Here is a 17223-nt window from a genome sequence, read left to right on the forward strand (position 1 = left end):
CTTAGAATATTACCGCCCCATCGTTCGCCTCGCATAGACCACTGTCGCGGATCCCGCCGGAAAACACCGCCTCGTTGATCGCGGCGGCGGCGGTGGCAATGCCGGCCCAGAGGCGCAAGGCCAGCGCCGCGGTGCCGAAGAGGAGGCCGGTCAAAGCATAATGGCGCAGATGATCCTCGTCGCGGAGGCTGAGGCCCGCGAGCGCCGCCGGGACCACGCCCGGCTTCAGGATGACGCCGATCGCGGCCGCCCTCGCTCAGGTCTCACGGCTTACGGCGGCGCAAAAAGCCGTCATCCCGGCCGAGGCGTTCAGCCGAGAGCCTGGATCGTGCGCAGGATGAAGCGCCTTGTCCGGAGGACGATCCCGGCTCGGCCTGAAGCCGGGGCGCGTCTGGGTCCCGGATCAAGTCCGGGACGTGGCCGCGGTCGATCCGACTTGGGCGTCTTTGGAATATATTCCTTGACATCCGACCCCTCCCATGATCCACTCCGCTCGCTTCTCCCCGTCAGGAAGGCGTGTCCGGACCGGCCGGCCATGCGGGGAGGAGGCGGCGCCTGCGGCGGGGATGTCCGGATGTCCCTGCCCCGGGGCGGCTGCTGTGGCGCGGGCTTGAGGAGTTCATCCCCAAGCCCGTGAAGAGACCGCCCCGCATTACGACGGGGGCCGCCTAGCATGGCGCGGGGCCGCTCGGGCGGCGGGGGTCTTCGAGGCCGGCTCCAAAGGCCGGCGGAGAAGGCTGATCGCCTGAAGGCCGCACTCCTTCGGGAGGCGGCCGGACACGCTTCGAGCGGTTTCGGATGTCGTCCGCAGGGTTCGCAAAAATGCCGTGCGTGGAGCGCCGGGCGACCGGCAACTACTCTACCCCCTGACGGTGGCCCGGCGCTCCCGCGCTTCCCACTCGATGCGGCGAACGAAGACGTTCGCGGACCGACGAACGAAGGCGTTAGTCGGAGCTGTTTGGCCAGAGCTGGACGACGAGGATTTCCGGGCGACCGGAGGACGGCGCGCGTCCTTGGCCCTGCCCTCAAACCCGGTGGTAGGGATGGCCCGCCAAAATCGTCGCCGCGCGATAAAGCTGCTCGGCGAGCAGCAGGCGGACGATCTGGTGCGGCCAGGTCATCGCGCCGAAGGCGAGCCGCAAGTCCGCGCGCGACAGCAGCTCGGGCGCGAGGCCGTCCGCGCCGCCGATGACGAAGGCGAGCGCGCTCAGCCCCTCGTCGCGGCGGCGGCCGAGATCGGCGGCGAAGGCTTCCGATGTCTGGGTCTTGCCGCCCTCGTCGAGAGCGATCAGCGCGGCCTTTGGCGGCAGCGCGGCGATCAGGCGCTCGGCCTCGTCGCGCTTGCGCTCGTCGGGGCGGCGCGCGCGGCTTTCGTCGAGTTCGACGATCTCGGGCTCGGAGAGCGCGACGCCGCGGCCGATCTGGCCGCAGCGCTCGACATAGCGCTGGACGAGCTCACGCTCCGGGCCGGCCTTCAGGCGGCCGACCGCGGCGACGACGAGGCGCATGAGGCTGCCGTCGTCAGCTCAGGAATAGGCGCCTTCGGCCGGGCGCCCGTCGGACCACATCTTCTCGAGATTGTAGAAGGCGCGGACCTCCGGGCGGAACACGTGGACGATCACGTCGCCCGCGTCGATCAGCACCCAGTCGCAATGCGGCAGGCCCTCGACCAGGCATTTGCCATGGCCTGCGGCCTTGATCTCCTCGGTGAGCTTGTCGGCGATGGAGCCGACATGCCGGTTCGAGCGACCGGTCGCGATGACCATCTCGTCGGCCATCACGGACTTGCCGCGCAGGTCGATGACCACGGTCTCTTCGGCCTTGTTGTCGTCGAGCACGTCGAGGATGAGGTGAAGCAGCGCCGGGTTCGCCTGAGCGGATGCGCCGGCGCCGATGTGAGCCGCCGCGAGGGGCGTCTCCTTCAGCGCTATGGTTGACAGAGTTTTAGCCTTCCGTCTGCCGTCCTCAATGGCTGGGGCGAGAGCCCGAGCCTGCCGTTAAGATACGGCATTACGCTGCGACATTTCAACCAGCGCGGCTTCACATCTTCGGCGTACGCCTTAACGCCGTAGAGGAGAGCGGCGAAAGCGGCCCGTGGAGCAGCGTCCAGGCCGGCGGCGGCAGCGACGGGAGAAGGGCTGCGTCGCGCTCAGGGATGCGGGAATCCGCCAGCGCCAGAGCCGCCGGCGCGAAGGCCGCGAACGCCGCGCCAGGACGGTCGACCACCGCGATCGGGATCATGCCGGCGATCGCCCGCCACTGGCCCCATTCGTGGAAGCGCGCCAGCCCGTCCGCCCCCATCAGCCACACGAACCGCACGCTCGGCCGGTGCGCCTGGAGCCAGCGCAGCGTCTCCACCGTGTAGCGCGCGTTGATCGCCGCCTCGAAGCCGGTGACGGCGATGCGCGGATGGGCGGCGATCTTTTCCGCCGCGCCAATGCGGGCCTGGAGCGCCGGAAGCCGGGAATTGTCCTTCAGCGGATTGCCCGGCGTCACCAGCCACCACACCCGGTCGAGACGCAGCCTGCGCATGGCGAGCAGGCTGGCGTGGCGGTGTCCGGCATGGGCCGGATTGAACGACCCGCCGAACAGGCCGATCGTCATGCCGGGCGTTGAGGGCGGCAGGCGGACGGTCACGGCCTGATCTGGCCGCTCCCCCGGACCCGGTAGTTGAAGCTCGTCAGCTGCTCGACGCCGACCGGGCCGCGGGCGTGCAGCCGGCCGGTGGCGATGCCGATCTCGGCGCCGAAGCCGAACTCGCCGCCGTCGGCGAACTGGGTCGAGGCGTTGTGCAGCACGATCGCGCTGTCGACCTCGCGGAGGAAGCGCTCCGCGAGACCCGTGTCCTCGGTGACGATGGCGTCGGTGTGATGTGAGCCGAACGCTGAGATGTGGTCGAGCGCGCCGTCGATGCCGTCGACCACACGCACCGCGATGATCGCGTCGAGGAATTCGGTGCGCCAGTCCTCCTCGGTCGCGGGCTTCGCCGCGGGGAACACCGCCCGCGTCGCGTCGTCGCCGCGGATCTCGCAGCCGGCCTCCGCCAGCATCGCGACAAGCGGCTGGAGATGCGTGGCCGCGACAGCGCGTTCGACGAGCAGCGTCTCCGCCGCGCCGCAGACGCCGGTGCGCCGCATCTTGGCGTTGAGCAGGATGCTTTCCGCCATAGCGAGATCGGCGCCCGCCGCGACGAAGACGTGGTTGTTGCCGTCGAGATGCGCGAACACCGGCACGCGGGCTTCGGCCTGAACGCGGGCGACGAGCCCCTTGCCACCGCGCGGTACGATGACGTCGAGATTCCCGTCGAGACCCTTCAGCATTTCGCCGACCGCCGCGCGATCACGCGTCGGCACGAGCTGCACCGCGTCTTCCGGCAGCCCGGCTTCGCGGAGACCGAACGCCAGGCTTTCGACGATCGCGGCGGACGACCGAAAACTGTCCGTGCCGCCGCGCAGGATGGCAGCGTTGCCGGCCTTCAGGCACAGGGCGCCGGCGTCCGCGGTGACGTTGGGGCGGCTTTCATAGATCACGCCGATGACGCCGAGCGGCGTGCGGACCCGCTCGATCTCAAGGCCGTTCGGGCGCGTCCAGGCGGCTGTGACCTCCCCGACGGGATCGCCGAGCGCCGCGACCGCTTCCAGACCCCCGGCCATGCTCTCGATGCGAGCTTCGGTGAGGATCAGCCGATCAAGGAAGGCGCTTTGAACGCCGGAGGCCTTGGCGGCCGCGACGTCCGCCGCGTTCGCGGTGAGGATCGCAGGAGCCCTTTCGCGCAGGTTACGGGCTGCGGCGAGGAGGGCGGAGTCCTTCGCAGACCGCGGCGCAAGCGCGACGACCCGCGAAGCGGCGCGCGCGCGCCGGCCGACGTCGCGCATCAGCGCCGAGACGTCTTCGGTACGGAGCTCCACCGCCGCGTTCATGCGAGCCTCCTCGAAACAGACCGCTCAGGTAACGCTTCTGGGGCGTTTCGTCATCAGGCGGGCGAGCACCACGGGCCTGCGTGCTTCGAGACGCCTGCTTGCGCAGGCTCCTCAGCATGAAGACCGTCTGTGCTTTGCTCAACGATCCTCATGCTGAGGAGGCCCGAAGGGCCGTCTCAAGGCACGCGGAACGGCGCCGTAGATCGACCGTCACGCCCCGGTCAGCACAAGGTCGTCGCGATGGATGATCGCCGCCCGGCCCTTGAAGCCGAGGATCGCCTCGATCTCCGTCGACGGTTTGCCGCGCAGCCGGTTCGCGTCGCCGCTGTCATAGGAGACCAGCCCACGAGCGACCTCGACGCCGTCGGGCGCCCGCACCACCACCGCGTCGCCGCGCGAAAAGTGACCCTCGATGCGGGTGACGCCGGCCGGCAGCAAGCTGCGGCCGCGGTTCAGCGCGGAGGCGGCGCCGGCGTCGACATAGATCGCGCCGCGCGGCGAGAGCACGCCGGCGATCCAGCGCTTGCGCGACTGGCCAGGACTTTCGACCGGCAGGAACCAGGTGCAGCGCGCGCCCGCCTCGACCGCGCCGAGCGGGCTCAGGACCTTCCCCGAAGCGATCAGCATATGCGCGCCGGCGCCGGTCGCGATGCGACCCGCTTCGACCTTGGTGCGCATGCCGCCGCGCGACAGCTCGGAGCCGGCGTCGCCAGCGACCGCTTCGACGGAAGCCGTCACCCGTTCGACGATCGGGATGTGCTTCGCGTTGGGGTCGAGATGCGGCGGGGCGTCGTAGAGCCCGTCGATATCGGAAAGCAGAACGAGGCAGTCCGCGCCCGCCATCGAAGCCACGCGGGCGGCCAACCGATCGTTGTCGCCGTAGCGGATCTCGGAGGTCGCGACAGTGTCGTTCTCGTTGACAACCGGGATGGCCTTCAGCGCCAGCAGCCGGGCGAGCGTGGCGCGGGCGTTGAGATAGCGACGGCGCTCCTCGGTGTCGCCGAGCGTCAGCAGGATCTGGCCGGCCGTGATGCCGTGCGCGCCCAACACCTCGCTCCAGACACGGGCGAGCGCGATCTGGCCGACGGCGGCCGCGGCCTGGCTGTCTTCAAGCCTCAGCGCGCCGCCGGGAAAGCCGAGCACGGTGCGGCCGAGCGCGATCGAGCCCGATGAGACGACGATGATCTCAGCGCCACGCGCCGCATGCCGCGCAAGATCGGCGGCGAGACTTTCAAGCCATTCGCGCTTCAGCGCCCCCGCCTGTCGATCGACGAGCAGAGCGGAGCCGATCTTGACGACGATGCGGTTGAAGGAAGCGAGGGTCGGCGTGGTCACGAGATTGCCGGAGGTGGCTTGTGAAGAACTTGGCTGATGACGAAGCGGCTTTTGAGCAGGAGCCAGCTTCTCCCGCAAGCGGCGAAGAGGCGTAAGCGACGCTTATGGGCGCCACGCCTCCTCGACGATCTTCGGCATAGCTTCAACCGCCTCAAGCGCGCGGGCCTCGTCGATGACCGCAAGCAGCTGCCGCAGCGTGGTCTCGACGGCTTCGCGCGACAGCGAGGAGAGCGCGACCGGCGTCTTCTTGGCCGCCCGCTTCAGCCGCGCGGTCTGCTCCTTGCGGAGTTCGGGCGACAGCGAGTCGACCTTGGAGAGCGCGACGATCTCCGGCTTGTCGACGAGCCCGCCGCCATAGGCTTCGAGTTCCGCGCGGACGGTCTTGTAAGCCTCGCCCGCGTGCTCCGTCGTCCCATCGACGAGATGCAGCAGCACGCCGCAACGCTCGACATGTCCGAGGAAACGAACCCCCAATCCGACGCCCTCATGCGCGCCTTCGATCAGGCCCGGAATGTCGGCCATGACGAATTCGCGCGCATCGACGCCGACCACGCCAAGATTGGGATGCAGCGTCGTAAACGGGTAGTCCGCGATCTTCGGCCGGGCCGCGGAGACCGCAGCGAGGAAAGTCGACTTGCCGGCGTTCGGCAGGCCGATGAGGCCGGCGTCGGCGATCAGCTTCAGGCGAAGCCAGATCGTCATCTCCTTGCCCTCGAGCCCGGGATTGGCGCGCCGGGGCGCCTGATTGGTCGAGGTCTTGAAATAGGCGTTGCCGAAACCGCCATTGCCGCCCTTGGCGAGCACGACGCGCTGGCTGATCTCCGTGAGGTCGGCGATCAGCGTCTCCTCGTCCTCGTCGAGCACCTGCGTGCCGACCGGCACCTTCAAAATCGCGTCGCTGCCATTGGCGCCCGTGCGGTTCTTGCCCATGCCGTGCACGCCGGTCGAAGCCTTGAAGTGCTGGCGGAATCGGTAGTCGATCAGCGTATTGAGGCCCTGGACGCATTCAATGATCACGTCGCCGCCGCGTCCGCCGTCGCCGCCGTCCGGTCCCCCGAACTCGATGAACTTTTCCCGACGAAAGGACACCGCGCCGGCGCCGCCGTCGCCCGAGCGAATGTAGATCTTGGCTTGGTCAAGAAACTTCATGAGTGGAGAACGGCCAAAAGACCGCTTGCCCGGCTAGAGGCGCGGAAGCGGCGAAGGGATGAATGATGGCTGGGCCATAACACGTTTCCTCCGCCCCGCCGACCCCTCAACGTCAGCCGCCGCGCTTGGCCAGCATGCTGATCGCGATGTCGACCGTGCCGAACGCGACGCCGAACTTCGAGACCTTCGCCTTGTTGAGAACCACGCCCGGCGCGTGCAGCACCAGCGTGTCGTCGAAATGGACCTGCGCCGTGCTGCCGCCGGTCTTGAGCTTCACGTCATAGGAGAGGCGCAGCGTATTGCCGCTGACGACGCCGTGCGCGACCCCGACGACATCGTCGCGGCGACCTTCGTAAGTGTTGGAGCCGGTGCGGGTGAAACGCCAGACGTGGCGCTCCTTCTCGCCGTCAGCATACGCGATGTCCTCGGCGAGGGTCAGCCCGTCCCTCATGCGCGTTCCGTTAAACCTGACGCGGAACGGTCGGGCGGAGCCGCTGACGGCGTTCCGGAACTCGCCCTCGCCGACGCCGCGGCCGAGGAACGTCTCCTCCAGAACGAACGGCTTTGCAGAAGGGTCCTCGCCGAAGACCTTGGGCGCCCCGGCGCATCCGGCGAGCAGCAGAGGAAGAGCGAACGCGGCGGCGTAGCGGACCATCAGCGATCTCCCAGTCAGACGCATTCCCTCCTCTACGCCGAAGACGCCATATCGGACGCGAAGGAGCCTTCAGGCCGCGCCCGGCGCCGCGGCGCCCCAAGCCTTCAGCGAGTAGAACACGTCCCGGTCGACTCGAAAGCGATCGACAGGCGCAGGGCCGCCGGAGCCTTGAGCCCGCATGTGGCCGGCGCCGGCCCATTGGAAGCCGCATCGCTCCAGCACGCCGCGGGACGCGGAGTTGGTGACCCGGCAGCACGCCTTGATCGAGGCGACGCCTGTGGCCTCGAAGGCGGCGTCGAGCGCCGCGCGCGCAGCCTCGGCCGCAAGCCCGACGCCCCGGTGATCTGCGCCCAGCCAATAGCCGAGTTCGAGTTCGTCCGGCGATGTGCGCCGCCAACCGATCCCGCCGACCAGCCCTCCGCTTTCGCGAAGCCTCATGCAGAAGCTCGCCTCATCCGGATAGGACCGGCGCGCCTCGGCCGTCACGAAACTGCGCGCGTCGTCGCGCCGGCGGATCTCGGGGGTCGCCGCGGTGGTTAGCGGCAGGCCGGCCTCGGTGGCGAGCGCCGCCATGTCGTCGACGTCGCCAAGCGTCGGCGTCCGCATGACGAGCCGGGCGGTCGCAATCGAGGAACGCGCAGCCGCCCAGGTCTCGCGCTCCAGCGTCATCGCGACGAGACGCACCGGCTCAGCCCGCGCCCGCGATCGGGTCTCGATCAGCCCAGAGGGTTTGAAGCCGAGCTTCTTCAGCACTGCCGCGGAAGCGGCGTTGTCGACGAAATGGCCGGAGACGATGCGATCAAGATCGGTCGCCGCGAAGGCGAAGTCGACCAGCGCGCGGGCGGCCGCCGACATGACGCCGCGGCCCCAATGCGGCTTCGCCAGCCAGTAGCCGAGCTCCGGCGGCCCCGACGTCGCATCGATCGCGACACAGCCCGCAAAGGCTCCGTCGACCTTGAGCGCGGCGCACAGCATCTCCGGCGAGGCGGCGGGACCCTTGAGAAACACCGCCGCGTCCTCCTCGCCGTAGGGATGCGGCACGGCGATCAGATTGCGGGCGACGTCGAGGTCGTTCAGTCCGGCCGCCATCGGTCCGGCGTCGGCGGCGGAGAGCCGCGACAGGCGGACGCCGGGAAGCGCCGTCAGGCAGTCTTCGGAGAGCAGATCGGGAGCAAAGGTAAAGGCGCCGCTCATGGCGTTTGAGACCCGGAACGAGAACGGGGGAGAAGGCTTTTCGCCGTCTCCCCCGCGGTCTCGGACCAAATGTCCGGATCTCGATCCGCCGGGGGTTCAGGCGCCCGGCGGCTTAACGTTCACGTCAGCCGACGGTCATTCAGCAGCTTCGGCCATAGCGGCCGGCGTGACGTTTACGTAGGTGCGGCCGTTCGCCTTGGAGACGAACAGGACCTTGCCCGGAACGGTGGCGAACAGCGTGTGGTCCTTGCCCATGCCGACATTGGCGCCGGGGTGCCACTTGGTGCCGCGCTGACGCACGAGAATGTTGCCGGGAATGACGTTCTCGCCGCCGTACTTCTTGACGCCGAGGCGCCGGCCTTCGGAGTCGCGGCCGTTGCGCGAGGAGCCGCCTGCTTTTTTGTGAGCCATCTGGTCTCTCCTGCCTTAGCCGTTCAGTTCTTCGAGGCGCCGGTCAGGCCGACGATCTTGACGATCGTGTAGTCCTGACGGTGACCGCGCTTGCGCTTCGAGTTCTGGCGGCGGCGCTTCTTGAAGGCGATGACCTTCGGGCCGCGCGAGTGCTCGACGATTTCGGCCGCGACCGAGGCGCCCGAAACGAACGGAGCGCCGATCGTGAAGTCGTCGCCCGTGCCGATGGCGAGAATCTCGCCGAAAGTAACCTTGGCGCCGGCGTCGCCCTCGAGCTTGCCGACGGTGATCACGTCGTCGGCCGCAACGCGGTGCTGCTTGCCGCCGGTCTTGATGACTGCGAACATTGTTGAAATTCCTGTGTCCGATCCGGGCTCCGGAGCTCTTACGGCCCCTGGCGCGGCTTTTTGTCAGCCTGGGATTTTTCCCAAACAGAAAGGCGCGGACGAGTGTGCCCGCCGCGCCGATGGCCGGTGTTTACTGCGAACCCAGCGGGAAAGTCAACGCTGAGAGGGCGAAGAGAGGGCGGGCCCGCGTGGACGTGGGGGCAATCGCGATCTCCCGCGATGGCCGAAATCCATGAGATCAAACCGTCGTCAGGTCGATGAGCAGCGGCGGGTGGCCGGTCGCTTCGAGGAAGCGCTTGAGATCCTCCGCCGCGATCGCGGTCGTGGCGGTGTTGGTCAGCGGGTGGAAGTTCACCGTGCCGTGCGCGAGCAGCGCGGCGTCGAGCGCCACGGTCACCCGTCCCTCGCGGTCGTTGATCGCGCCGAACGGCGTCACCGAGCCCGGCTCGACGCCCCAGATCTCGCGGAGCTGCTCGGCCGAGGCGAAGGAGAACCGCCCCTGCGCGCCAAGTTTTTCGTGCAGTCGCTTGAGGTCGATGGCCGCTTCATCCTCTGCGCTCAGCAGGAAGATCCGGCCCTTCTTGTCCTTGAGGAACAGGTTCTTCGACTTGCCCCCCACGATCCGGCCGCGCAGGGACTGCGACTCCGCCACGGTGAAAACCGCCGGGTGCTCGATGGTCGCGGTCTCGATCCCGAGCGCCTCGAGATAGGCCATCAGCTCGTCACGCGTCGCGGCCATGCGGCCTCCTCTTTGGCAGGTTCGCTGCACGCTCTAGCGGGATCGCCGCCCTCACGCGAGACCGCGCGATTGCGCCTTGCAATCGATCTTCTGTTGCGGCATAGAGCGCGTCTCGCGGGGCCCTCCCCGCGCTGACTGGTGATGCGGGCGTAGCTCAGGGGTAGAGCACAACCTTGCCAAGGTTGGGGTCGTGGGTTCGAATCCCATCGCCCGCTCCAGTTTTAGAATGCCGAAAAGCCGCGGATCGCTCCGCAGCTTTTGTCATTTCAGGCGGCCTGCTCTAGGCGGATGCAGATGCGGCGCCGACCTGCAACAGCGCCGCGTTGGCGCAAACCGATCGTGCAGCGATCGAGAACGCTGTTCGTGCCCGATGAAGTTCGCGGCCGCTGCCATCGTTCCAGGCCTAAAGCGCAGCGCTCACGTCGCGCTCGTTCCGACCAGCCAGATCGCGACGAAGTGGGTCGAGGCGGCCGCGAGCACGAAGGCGTGCCAGACAGCGTTCTGAAAACGCAGGCTGCTCCAGACATGGAAGATCACGCCGGCCGTATAGGTCAGCCCGCCTGCTGCAACGAGCCATAGGACTTGGCTGGGTAAGCTCGAGAGCGCTTCATCGACCATCACGATCCCGCTCCAGCCGAGCAAAAGGTAGAGCCCGATCGCGAGACGATCGTAGCGGTCGGGACGCGCTAGCCGAAGCAGGACGCCGAACAGCGCGACGATCCAGACCGCGACGAGCGCGCGCCAGGAGTTCATCGCCGCCAGCAGCGGCGTGTAGGTGCCGGCGATCAACAGGTAGATCGCCGACTGATCGAGCCTGCGGAGCACCCATTTCGCCCGAGACACCGGCCACAGATTGTAGGCCGCCGATGCCGCGAATGAGGCGACGAGGGACGCGAGATAGGCGGAGACCGCCGCGCGGTCGGCGGTCGGCGCCACTCGCATCGCGAAGCTCAGCATCACCGAACCGGCGATGACGAGAATGAGGCCGACCGCGTGGACGGCTCCGTCGGCGAAGAGCTCGCGTCTCGAATAGGGCCAGGAGATCTCACCGCGAAAGCGTGTGGACGGAACGCCGCTGTCGGCCTCGGGAAGATCACTGCGCGTCGCCGGCATAGCCTCTCCCAATCGTCCGGATTGCTCCGCGTGTTGAGCGCGGCGGAAGCATCTCGCATGACGCCTCAACTTTTCGACCGACCGGCACGTTGAGCAAAGCCGCACGCCGTGCGGACGCCGGAGAATTGATATGGCCGATCTAACGCTCGTCGACCTCGCCAAGGAAATGAAGAGCATCGATTTTGCGATGCTTTTCACGAAAGCCGAGAGCGGCGACCTGGCCGGCAGGCCGATGAGCAACAATGGCGACGTCGAGTATGACGGCTCCTCGTTCTATTTCACGTTCGAGCAATCGCGCACCGTCGCCGATATCGAGCGCGATGCGACGGTCGCGTTGTCGTTTCAGGGCTCCAAAGGTCTGCTGGGCCAGCCGCCGCTTTTCGTCTCAGTCGAAGGCGTCGCCGAACTCATTCGCGAGCGAAGCGCGTTCGACCGGCACTGGACGAAGGATCTCGACCGCTGGTTCGAGAACGGCGCGGACACGCCCGGCGTCGTCCTGATCAAGATCGACGCCAAGCGGATCCATTACTGGAAGGGCGAAGAGGACGGCGAGATCATCGTCTGAGGACGCTTTGGTCGTCTGATGATCAATCAGTTCGCCGCGACCGATCCGCCCCCGCGCCAGACGCGCGGCGCGACCCATCGTTCGATCCCGAGCGCGACCAGCAGCGAAAGCCCCGCGAGGGGAAAGACGAGGCCGAGGGCGAGCGTGATGAGCGCGACGCTGCGCAGCCGCGCGGGCTCCAGCGGCCGGGGAGCGCCGAGCCGACCCTTCGGCCTGCGCTTCCACCACATGATGGGCCCGGTCATCGAAAGGCCTGCGACCCCGACGCAGGCGAACAGCATGAGGAACTGGTTCGCGCGGCCGAAGAAGTTTCCCATGTGGAGTTGCACGCCGAACTCGACCGCTTTGGCCGCGACGCCGTATTGCCCGAAAGCCACGTCGGTGAGGATCCGGCCGGAATACTGGTCGAGCTGCACCGTGCGCTGGCCGCGCGGATCGCCGGGATAGACCACCGCCGTGTAGACGCCGCTCGGCCCCTTCGGCAGCGACAGGCGGTAGGGCATCGAGATCCCGGCGTCGGCGAGGATCGCGGCCGCTCGGTCGACGCCGATCGCGCCGGCGCCTGCGTGCGAAGGCATCATCCCGCCGCCGCCATGATGCGCCGAATGATCGTCGGACCGCGGCATGGGCGCCTGCTCGAGCGTCCAGGGAGCCTCCCCCGTCGCCTCCCGCAGCGTCGGCGTCGAGACCGGCGCTAGCCCGTGCGAACGGTGGGCCGCGGGGTAGCCGATCCCGACGAGATCGGCGCCGCCGCGCAGCAGCGTTCCCCAGACATTCGCCCAGGGCAGACCGGTGAGGATGAGAAACAGGATCACCGCCGAAGCCCACGCGCCCATCGCAGCGTGGAGGCTCTTCCAGAACGGGCGGCCTTTCGCCCTGAACGAAGGCGTAAGCGCGGACAGAACCCCTCGCCGCCCGCGAGGCCACCAGAGATAGAGACCCGTAACGATCAGCACCGCACCCCAGCAGGCCGCGAGTTCGACGATAGCGTCGCCGATTTTGCCAAGCATCAACGAGCCGTGGAGCTGCTCTGCGAGCCCGACCAGCGTGGTCTGGTAGTTCTGGATTCCAAGAACCTCCGCCGTCGCCGAGTTCACGGAGACCCGACGCTCGCCGTTTGCCCCTGTGACGAAGACCTGCGCGCTGCGGTCGGGCGTCGCGGGCGGGTCGATGCGGGTCGCGACGCCGCCCGACGCAGCCGTTTCAGCCGCGGCCACCAGCTGGCTGAGCGGCAGGCTCGCGTGCCCCGGCGAGACGATGCGCTCGTGGGCGTAGAGCAGGTCGTTGATGTCTTCCTTGAACAGGTAGATCGCGCCGGTGACGCTCAGCATCAGCATGAACGGCGCGACGATCAGGCCGGCATAGAAATGCCACCGCCAGACGGCGCGGTAGATTGCGGGATTGTCGACGAGGCTCATGATGTCGGCGCACGCTCCGGCCGCTTTGGCCGGGCCGCATAGCATAGCGGCGCGCGGTGGCGAAACCGGTCCTGCCGTTCAAGAGCGGACGAAGCGAAGGCTCAGTTCGCGGCGACCAGCGCGACGGCTGTTTCGCTCGCCCCAAGCATCGCCAGGAAGATGGCGCCGTACAATGCGCCGTGGCGAGACGCGTCGAGCATCAATCGACTGGCCGGATAGGAGGCGCGGTTCGGCGACGACATGAGCTGCAGGACTGCGGCCAGTCCGCCGATGAACAGACCGAGAGCGGACGCGATGACGACGCAGTTGAGGCAGTTCGCCATGATCTGTTTCTCGAAGGATGACAGACCCGGAAACGGCGTGACTTATATTAAGTTCCCGGAAGACTTGAGCGCTGAATCCTATGTCGCAGCCTGTGCCCACGGCGCCGCAGTGAGCCGGCGGCTCAGGAAGTCGATGAGCGCAGTGACGCGGGCGGGCCGGAACGCGCCTGGCGGGGTCACCACGTGAAGCGCGATCGGCGGCGGCGTCCAGTCGTCCAGTACGGACGCGAGCCGACCGGCAGCGAGGTCGTCGAACACGATGAACTCGGGTTGCACTGCGAGGCCGAGCCCCGCCAGCAATGACGGCGTCAGCGCGTCGGCGTTGTTGACGCGGATCGGACCCGAGACCGCGACCCACGTCTCCTCGCCGTCAGCGTTCAGGAAACGCCAGCGATCCTGCCCAGGCGGGTAGGCATAGCCGAGGCAGGCGTGGCGTTCGAGGTCGCGCGGGTGCTCGGGCCGGCCCGCCCGATCGAGATAAGACGGGGCCGCGACGACGAGGCGTCGCACCGCGCAGAGCCGTCGCGCCCTCAGCCGGGAGTCGGCGAGCGCCGCGATCCTCAACGCGACATCGAAGCCTTCCCCGATCAGATCCACCTGAGCATCGGAGAAATGCAGCTCGACCGAAACCTCGGGATTGGCGGCGAAGAATTCCGGCAGCAGCGGCGCGACATGCGCGAGGCCGAAAGACATGGGCGCGGCGAGCCGCACCCTGCCCCGTGGCGTCGCCGAGCCCGCGACGGCCTCGGCCTCCGCCGCCTCCCCGGCCTTCAGGATGCGTTCCGCGCTGTCCGCCGCCGCCTTCCCGGCCTCGGTCAAAGCGAGCCGGCGCGTGTTCCGGTGGAATAGCGGAGTCGCGAGCCGCCTCTCCAGCCGGGTGACCGCCTTGGAGACCGTGGCCTTGGACAGGCCAAGCTCTTCCGAGGCTCGCGCGAACGAGCCGCGGGCCGCGACGCGAGCGAAGATCGCCCAAGCCTCGAAGTCCGGCAGCGAGGCCATCGCCCCTCCTCGCGAACAATTTTCGTCGACTATTTCGTGAAATGACTAGCTCGCGGCGGCGTTCGTCTGCAACCGCGGCATCAGCCGCGACGTTGCTTCTACAGGCCGGCTTGCGATCCATATATCCGGGACGCCCGGCGCCTTCGACGCAAACCCGAGAACCCGATCTCCCGTGACGATAAGCATCCCCTTCGACAACACCTATGCGCGCCTTCCTGAGGCCTTCCACCGCCGCACGCCGCCAACGCCGGTCGGCGCGCCGAAGCTGATCGCGCTGAACCGATCGCTTGCGGCCGAGCTTGGACTGGACCCGGAGGCGCTCTCCGGCGCGGAGGCGGCGCAGGCTTTTGCGGGGAATGCGGGCTTCGCCGGCTCGGAGCCGATCGCCACCGCTTACGCCGGGCACCAGTTCGGGCAGTTCGTGCCGCAACTCGGCGACGGACGGGCGATCCTGCTCGGCGAAGTGGTCGACGCTGGCGGCGTCCGCCGCGACATCCAGCTCAAGGGCGCAGGCCCGACGCCATTCTCCCGCCGCGGCGACGGCCGAGCGGCGCTCGGGCCTGTGCTCCGCGAATACCTCATCAGCGAGGCGATGGCGGCGCTCGGCGTGCCGACCACGCGGGCGCTCGCCGCCACGACGACGGGCGAGCAGATCTATCGCGAAACCGCCCTACCCGGCGCTGTCCTGACGCGCGTCGCCTCCAGCCACATTCGGGTGGGCACCTTCCAGTATTTCGCCGCGAGGCGGGACATGCCCGCACTGAAAGCTCTGGTCGACCATGTGGTCGACCGTCACTACCCGGAAGCGGCCGGGCGGCTGGATCGCGCTTTGGCGCTGCTCGAGAGGGTCGTGAGCCGTCAGGCGGCGCTTGTCGCGCAGTGGATGCATCTCGGCTTCGTCCACGGCGTCATGAACACCGACAACTGCTCCATCGCCGGCGAGACGATCGATTACGGCCCCTGCGCCTTTATCGACGTCTACGACCCAAAGGCGGTGTTCAGCTCGATCGACCGCCACGGCCGCTACGCGCTTGGCAATCAGCCGGCGATCACGCACTGGAACCTGACCCGGCTCGCGGAATGCCTGCTGCCGTTGCTCGCCGAAGACGAAAACGTCGCGATCAGCCAGGCGAGCGAAGCGCTTGATCAGTTCGCCCCGCAGTTCGAGGCAGCCTATATCGGCGGCTATCGGCTGAAGCTCGGCCTCGTCACCGGGCGCGACGAGGATTTCACGCTCATCCAGGGCCTGCTCGACCAGATGGAGGCAGGGAAGGCCGACTACACCCTGACCTTCCGCCGGCTGGGCGCTTTCGCCGAGCACGCGCCAGACGCTGGCGTGCGGGAGCTGTTCGAAGACCCTTCGCTTTTCGACGGCTGGGGCGAGCGTTATCTCGGCAGGCTTGCGCGCGACCCCGAGGGAGAGCAGGGTCGTCGCAGGCGCATGGATCGCGCCAATCCGGCGATCATCCCGCGCAATCACTATGTCGAGGCGATGATCGCAGCCGCCGTCGAAAGCGATTTCGCGCCCTTCGAGGCGTTCGCGGCGGCGCTTTCGAGCCCCTACGACCGGGAGGCGGAGGCGACCATCTACGCCGCGCCGCCTCCGCGCGCGACCGAGCCGTATCGGACTTTCTGCGGCACCTGAACGGTCTGTCGGTCAGGCCGCACGATCAGCGACGCCACCGGACTTGACCGCGATGCCGGGACGCGCGCTCGTAACGAGGATCAAGGGAAAACAGTGGCCAAGCTGATCGAAGTGAAAAGTCTCGGCGGAATGAACTTCGTCCGTCCGGATCGCGTGATCGCTGTTCAGACCTCCGCAACCGGCTCAACCGTCATCGTGATGGAGGGCGGCGCAGTGGTGAACTCCTCCGAGACGACGACGATCGTGGCCGCCCGACTCAGCGCGGCGGAAGCGGAGCGGTAGCGGTTGTCGCCGACGCCGCTCACCATCCGGCACCGCACGGCCTATCGCTATCACGGGCCGGTCGACCTTCAGGCTCACCGGCTGGTGTTGCGGCCGCGTGAGAGCCGCGCCCTGAAGCTCGTGGACATGGAACTGGCGATCACGCCGGCGGCGTCACTTGCTTGGTCCCACGACGTCTTTGGCAACGCCGTCGCGACCGCGACATTTCAAAGTCCGTCGGACAGCCTCGTGATCGAGAGCGTCGCCGAGATTGAGCTCGACGCGCCGGCCTGGCCGGTGTTCGCGATCGCAGCCTCCGCGATCCAGTATCCATTTCCCTATGCCGACGACGAGCGAACGGACCTCGGTTCGCTGACCCTCAACCAGCACCTCGACCCCAATGGCCGGCTCCGCGCGTGGGCGAGAGCGTTCGTGTTCAGCGATCCCACCGACACGCTGTCACTGCTGAAGGACATCAATCAGGACGTCGGGAGCCGCATCGCCTATGAGATCCGGGAGGACGAAGGCGTTCAGTCGCCTCTCGAAACGCTCGATCGCGGACGGGGGTCCTGCCGCGACTTCGCGACCTTGTTTGCAGAAACGGCGCGGAGCCTCGGCTTCGGCTCGCGTGTCGTCTCGGGCTATCTGCACGATCCGCAGCGTGACCTTACGGGCTCCGCAGGCCCCGGATCGACCCACGCCTGGGCGGAGGTCTATGTGCCGGGCGCTGGCTGGATCACGTTCGACCCGACCAACCGAAGCGTCGGCGACGCCAATCTGATCCCGGTCGCGGTAGCCCGGGACATCCGGCAGGTGATGCCGGTATCGGGCAGCTTTGTCGCCGCGAACGACGCCTTCGAGGACATGGCGGTCGAGGTGTCCGTCACTGCGTCCCCGCGGACCTAAGCCTCAGGCTCGTCCGGCTGACGCCGGCAGACGCCGCGCGTCCGGGTCTCGATCGCGGCCAGCGCTTCGTCCAACGATCGGAATGGTCCCCGTCCCATGCCGTCCATCGTCGCCACGGCGTTGCCCTCGGGCTCGATCAGGAATTTCTCGGCTCCCGCCTCCTTGATGACGCCCATGGAGCGTCCGAGGAGATCCGTCAGGCGCCATTCAGCGGAGCCCTCGACAGGCGTCACCATGATATCC

21 protein-coding genes and 1 tRNA gene are annotated in these 17223 nt (G+C 67.9%); 5 read left to right on the top strand and 17 right to left on the bottom strand.

Annotation, left to right across the window (positions count from 1 at the left end):
- Window position 1: 1 nt before the first annotated feature.
- The 12 genes from EYR15_RS03335 to EYR15_RS03395 form a co-directional block, all read right to left on the bottom strand.
- The gene (locus tag EYR15_RS03335; RefSeq protein WP_131001434.1) at window positions 2-217 is read right to left on the bottom strand and encodes a hypothetical protein; all 216 of its coding nucleotides are present in this window, start codon (window positions 215-217) and stop codon (window positions 2-4) included.
- Window positions 218-1025: 808 nt separating this feature from the next.
- Entirely contained in the window at window positions 1026-1508 is a 483-nt protein-coding gene (rlmH, locus tag EYR15_RS03340; RefSeq protein ID WP_131001435.1) for a 23S rRNA (pseudouridine(1915)-N(3))-methyltransferase RlmH, read from the bottom strand.
- Window positions 1509-1526: 18 nt separating this feature from the next.
- Window positions 1527-1838 (bottom strand): ribosome silencing factor, encoded by a 312-nt coding sequence (gene rsfS, locus EYR15_RS03345; RefSeq protein WP_382238266.1) that lies wholly within the window; start codon window positions 1836-1838, stop codon window positions 1527-1529.
- A gap of 202 nt (window positions 1839-2040) precedes the next feature.
- A complete protein-coding gene (locus EYR15_RS03350) occupies window positions 2041-2637 on the bottom strand; it encodes a nicotinate-nucleotide adenylyltransferase (protein ID WP_131001437.1) in 597 nt (198 codons plus the stop codon).
- On the bottom strand, window positions 2634-3920 hold the full coding sequence (locus tag EYR15_RS03355) for a glutamate-5-semialdehyde dehydrogenase (RefSeq protein WP_131001438.1): 1287 nt from the start codon (window positions 3918-3920) through the stop codon (window positions 2634-2636). Before EYR15_RS03355 ends, EYR15_RS03350 begins: the two co-directional genes overlap by 4 nt.
- A 210-nt stretch (window positions 3921-4130) precedes the next feature.
- The gene (gene proB / locus EYR15_RS03360; protein WP_131001439.1) at window positions 4131-5255 is read right to left on the bottom strand and encodes a glutamate 5-kinase; all 1125 of its coding nucleotides are present in this window, start codon (window positions 5253-5255) and stop codon (window positions 4131-4133) included.
- A 102-nt stretch (window positions 5256-5357) separates the two neighbouring features.
- Complete coding sequence (gene obgE / locus EYR15_RS03365) at window positions 5358-6404, bottom strand: GTPase ObgE (RefSeq protein WP_131001440.1); 1047 nt, start codon at window positions 6402-6404, stop codon at window positions 5358-5360.
- Window positions 6405-6516: 112 nt separating this feature from the next.
- Window positions 6517-7059 carry a DUF3833 family protein gene (locus tag EYR15_RS03370; protein WP_165455407.1) on the bottom strand — a complete coding sequence of 181 codons (543 nt, stop codon included), beginning with the start codon at window positions 7057-7059 and terminating at the stop codon, window positions 6517-6519.
- A gap of 69 nt (window positions 7060-7128) precedes the next feature.
- Window positions 7129-8253 (bottom strand): GNAT family N-acetyltransferase, encoded by a 1125-nt coding sequence (locus EYR15_RS03375; RefSeq protein ID WP_131001442.1) that lies wholly within the window; start codon window positions 8251-8253, stop codon window positions 7129-7131.
- 135 nt (window positions 8254-8388) lie between these two features.
- Entirely contained in the window at window positions 8389-8664 is a 276-nt protein-coding gene (rpmA, locus tag EYR15_RS03380) for a 50S ribosomal protein L27 (RefSeq protein ID WP_131001443.1), read from the bottom strand.
- Window positions 8665-8687: 23 nt separating this feature from the next.
- Window positions 8688-9011 (bottom strand): 50S ribosomal protein L21, encoded by a 324-nt coding sequence (rplU, locus tag EYR15_RS03385; RefSeq protein WP_131001444.1) that lies wholly within the window; start codon window positions 9009-9011, stop codon window positions 8688-8690.
- Between the two features lie 238 nt (window positions 9012-9249).
- The gene (locus EYR15_RS03395; protein ID WP_131001445.1) at window positions 9250-9750 is read right to left on the bottom strand and encodes a prolyl-tRNA synthetase associated domain-containing protein; all 501 of its coding nucleotides are present in this window, start codon (window positions 9748-9750) and stop codon (window positions 9250-9252) included.
- 143 nt (window positions 9751-9893) lie between these two features.
- On the opposite strand from EYR15_RS03395, the gene EYR15_RS03400 reads away from it, so the two are divergent.
- A tRNA-Gly gene (locus tag EYR15_RS03400) sits at window positions 9894-9968 on the top strand.
- A 199-nt stretch (window positions 9969-10167) separates the two neighbouring features.
- On the opposite strand, the gene trhA is transcribed toward EYR15_RS03400, so the two are convergent.
- Window positions 10168-10863, bottom strand: coding sequence for a PAQR family membrane homeostasis protein TrhA (gene trhA, locus EYR15_RS03405; RefSeq protein WP_131001446.1), 696 nt, complete (start codon window positions 10861-10863; stop codon window positions 10168-10170).
- A gap of 130 nt (window positions 10864-10993) precedes the next feature.
- Between trhA and EYR15_RS03410 the strand changes: the two genes are divergently transcribed.
- Window positions 10994-11428, top strand: a complete 435-nt coding sequence (locus EYR15_RS03410) for a pyridoxamine 5'-phosphate oxidase family protein (protein ID WP_131001447.1) — start codon at window positions 10994-10996, stop codon at window positions 11426-11428.
- Between the two features lie 26 nt (window positions 11429-11454).
- Here the strand turns inward: EYR15_RS03410 and EYR15_RS03415 are convergent, their stop codons facing one another.
- The 3 genes from EYR15_RS03415 to EYR15_RS03425 all read right to left on the bottom strand — a co-directional run bounded on the left by EYR15_RS03415 (window position 11455) and on the right by EYR15_RS03425 (window position 14168).
- On the bottom strand, window positions 11455-12846 hold the full coding sequence (locus EYR15_RS03415; protein WP_131001448.1) for a PepSY-associated TM helix domain-containing protein: 1392 nt from the start codon (window positions 12844-12846) through the stop codon (window positions 11455-11457).
- A 101-nt stretch (window positions 12847-12947) separates the two neighbouring features.
- On the bottom strand, window positions 12948-13169 hold the full coding sequence (locus tag EYR15_RS03420; protein WP_131001449.1) for a hypothetical protein: 222 nt from the start codon (window positions 13167-13169) through the stop codon (window positions 12948-12950).
- 78 nt (window positions 13170-13247) lie between these two features.
- Window positions 13248-14168, bottom strand: coding sequence for a LysR family transcriptional regulator (locus EYR15_RS03425; protein ID WP_131001450.1), 921 nt, complete (start codon window positions 14166-14168; stop codon window positions 13248-13250).
- A gap of 172 nt (window positions 14169-14340) precedes the next feature.
- On the opposite strand from EYR15_RS03425, the gene EYR15_RS03430 reads away from it, so the two are divergent.
- From EYR15_RS03430 to EYR15_RS03440, 3 genes are all read left to right on the top strand, one after another.
- Window positions 14341-15813 carry a protein adenylyltransferase SelO gene (locus EYR15_RS03430; RefSeq protein WP_131001451.1) on the top strand — a complete coding sequence of 491 codons (1473 nt, stop codon included), beginning with the start codon at window positions 14341-14343 and terminating at the stop codon, window positions 15811-15813.
- A gap of 93 nt (window positions 15814-15906) precedes the next feature.
- Window positions 15907-16095: a hypothetical protein gene (locus EYR15_RS03435; protein WP_131001452.1), complete on the top strand. Its 189-nt coding sequence runs from the start codon at window positions 15907-15909 to the stop codon at window positions 16093-16095.
- Window positions 16096-16098: 3 nt separating this feature from the next.
- Entirely contained in the window at window positions 16099-16980 is an 882-nt protein-coding gene (locus EYR15_RS03440; RefSeq protein WP_131001453.1) for a transglutaminase family protein, read from the top strand.
- Here the strand turns inward: EYR15_RS03440 and EYR15_RS03445 are convergent.
- Complete coding sequence (locus tag EYR15_RS03445; RefSeq protein WP_131001616.1) at window positions 16977-17216, bottom strand: hypothetical protein; 240 nt, start codon at window positions 17214-17216, stop codon at window positions 16977-16979. The genes EYR15_RS03440 and EYR15_RS03445 overlap by 4 nt on opposite strands.
- Between the last annotated feature and the right edge of the window lie 7 nt (window positions 17217-17223).

The organism is Hansschlegelia quercus, from assembly GCF_004310425.1.
Lineage (GTDB): Bacteria > Pseudomonadota > Alphaproteobacteria > Rhizobiales > Methylopilaceae > Methylopila > Methylopila quercus.

What these genes read in the sequence shown, in the direction of transcription:
- rpmA (WP_131001443.1), bottom strand. Translation starts at nt 8,664, where the DNA reads ATGGCTCACAAAAAAGCAGGCGGCTCCTCGCGCAACGGCCGCGACTCC.
- rplU (WP_131001444.1), bottom strand. Translation starts at nt 9,011, where the DNA reads ATGTTCGCAGTCATCAAGACCGGCGGCAAGCAGCACCGCGTTGCGGCC.
- EYR15_RS03410 (WP_131001447.1), top strand. Translation starts at nt 10,994, where the DNA reads ATGGCCGATCTAACGCTCGTCGACCTCGCCAAGGAAATGAAGAGCATC.
- EYR15_RS03370 (WP_165455407.1), bottom strand. Translation starts at nt 7,059, where the DNA reads ATGGTCCGCTACGCCGCCGCGTTCGCTCTTCCTCTGCTGCTCGCCGGA.
- trhA (WP_131001446.1), bottom strand. Translation starts at nt 10,863, where the DNA reads ATGCCGGCGACGCGCAGTGATCTTCCCGAGGCCGACAGCGGCGTTCCG.
- EYR15_RS03375 (WP_131001442.1), bottom strand. Translation starts at nt 8,253, where the DNA reads ATGAGCGGCGCCTTTACCTTTGCTCCCGATCTGCTCTCCGAAGACTGC.
- EYR15_RS03445 (WP_131001616.1), bottom strand. Translation starts at nt 17,216, where the DNA reads ATGGTGACGCCTGTCGAGGGCTCCGCTGAATGGCGCCTGACGGATCTC.
- EYR15_RS03420 (WP_131001449.1), bottom strand. Translation starts at nt 13,169, where the DNA reads ATGGCGAACTGCCTCAACTGCGTCGTCATCGCGTCCGCTCTCGGTCTG.
- EYR15_RS03425 (WP_131001450.1), bottom strand. Translation starts at nt 14,168, where the DNA reads ATGGCCTCGCTGCCGGACTTCGAGGCTTGGGCGATCTTCGCTCGCGTC.
- EYR15_RS03415 (WP_131001448.1), bottom strand. Translation starts at nt 12,846, where the DNA reads ATGAGCCTCGTCGACAATCCCGCAATCTACCGCGCCGTCTGGCGGTGG.
- EYR15_RS03395 (WP_131001445.1), bottom strand. Translation starts at nt 9,750, where the DNA reads ATGGCCGCGACGCGTGACGAGCTGATGGCCTATCTCGAGGCGCTCGGG.
- rlmH (WP_131001435.1), bottom strand. Translation starts at nt 1,508, where the DNA reads ATGCGCCTCGTCGTCGCCGCGGTCGGCCGCCTGAAGGCCGGCCCGGAG.
- EYR15_RS03355 (WP_131001438.1), bottom strand. Translation starts at nt 3,920, where the DNA reads ATGAACGCGGCGGTGGAGCTCCGTACCGAAGACGTCTCGGCGCTGATG.
- obgE (WP_131001440.1), bottom strand. Translation starts at nt 6,404, where the DNA reads ATGAAGTTTCTTGACCAAGCCAAGATCTACATTCGCTCGGGCGACGGC.